The sequence below is a fragment of the Acinetobacter sp. YH16042 genome (assembly GCF_013417245.1).
Lineage (GTDB): Bacteria > Pseudomonadota > Gammaproteobacteria > Pseudomonadales > Moraxellaceae > Acinetobacter > Acinetobacter amyesii.
The window spans coordinates 1-1,351 of sequence record NZ_VPEJ01000122.1; the positions used below are offsets into that span (position 1 = coordinate 1).

The following is a 1,351-nucleotide window of genomic DNA, read 5'->3' on the forward strand; positions in this document are numbered from 1 at the left end:
GTCTGTTGCCTTGTATAGTGGCGTTAGCCGCCACTGCGTATAAGAGATTTTATGTTAATCAGATGATTAAAAGGCCCGTAAATAGGGCCTTTCGTATAAGGTGTATTATGTTAATTTTAGAGAAATTCAATAATGCAAAAATATAAATCAAAAATAGATTGGTGGGTGATTATAGTTTTGACAGGAAGTTCTTTACTGCTTTTAACCTTAGTCTATAGTCATTTTGATAGCCAAAATTTACATGCAAATATAATTTTTTCCGTCCTTTTAAGTTCTTTAGCTCTAGTGGTTTGGTTACCCATTCCAACAACATACTATGTTGTAGACGGTGAGATATTAAAGATACACAGTATCTTCTTAAAGTGGGAAATTCCATTGAATAGCATTGAAAAGATCGAGGAAACATCAGACTCTTTATCAGCTCCAGCTTTATCTTTAGATAGAATAAGAATTGAATATAAAAAAGATGGTATTCATGAATCAATCATGGTTTCGCCAAGAAATAAAACTGAATTTATAAAACAAATATCTTGATTTATCCCGCATTTAACATAATGGTTGTTATACGAAATTCTGTTATAAGCCCCATACATTCAAGTTTATTTCTTGCATGAATGTATCCTATAGGATACATTAATCTTATGTACTCAATATATACCACTGAAGTCTTTGATGACTGGTTCACCAAGTTAAAAGACCAGCAGGCAAAAAGACGCATACAAGTCCGAATTGATCGGGTTGAAGATGGAAACTTTGGAGATACTGAACCAGTTGGTGAAGGTGTCTCTGAATTACGTTTCTTCTTTGGACCAGGCTATAGGATCTATTACTGTAAGCAAGGGCAAAGGGTCGTTATTCTTTTAGCAGGCGGAGACAAGTCTACGCAAAGTAAAGATATAAAACTTGCCCTGCAATTGGCACAAGATTTAGAGGAGGAGCTATAAATGGCTATTAAACTTCGCAAATGGGACAGTGCTGAGCATCTTAAAACAGAAGAAGATATGCAGGCTTACTTACAAGCATGTATAGAAGAATCTAATGGTGATGCCGCATTCATTGCAAAAGCTTTAGGTAACATTGCTAAAGCTAAAGGAATGGCTCAATTATCAAGAGACACAGGTTTAGGCCGAGAAAGTCTTTATAAAGCACTTTCTGGTGATGTTAACCCTAGTTTTGATACTGTGATTAAAGTTGTAAAAGCACTAAATTTGCGCTTAGCAATTTAAAAAAATTATTAAAAAATGGAGCTTTAGGCTCCATTTTTTAATTTCGTATAACGTGTATTATGTTAATTTCAGAAAATCTAAAATAATTATTGATAATTTTTTTTTGAAAATTTAACATACCTTCC

Annotated in this window: 3 protein-coding genes; all 3 read left to right on the forward strand. The window is 33.6% G+C overall.

Annotated features, from left to right (window positions below; translation table 11 throughout):
• Positions 1-132: 132 nt before the first annotated feature.
• The gene (locus FTV37_RS17460; protein WP_127801924.1) at positions 133-534 is read left to right on the forward strand and encodes a PH domain-containing protein; all 402 of its coding nucleotides are present in this window, start codon (positions 133-135) and stop codon (positions 532-534) included.
• Between the two features lie 107 nt (positions 535-641).
• Entirely contained in the window at positions 642-944 is a 303-nt protein-coding gene (locus FTV37_RS17465; protein WP_000286964.1) for a type II toxin-antitoxin system RelE/ParE family toxin, read from the forward strand.
• Positions 945-1,226, forward strand: coding sequence for an addiction module antidote protein (locus FTV37_RS17470; RefSeq protein WP_067865280.1), 282 nt, complete (start codon positions 945-947; stop codon positions 1,224-1,226).
• Positions 1,227-1,351: the final 125 nt, after the last annotated feature.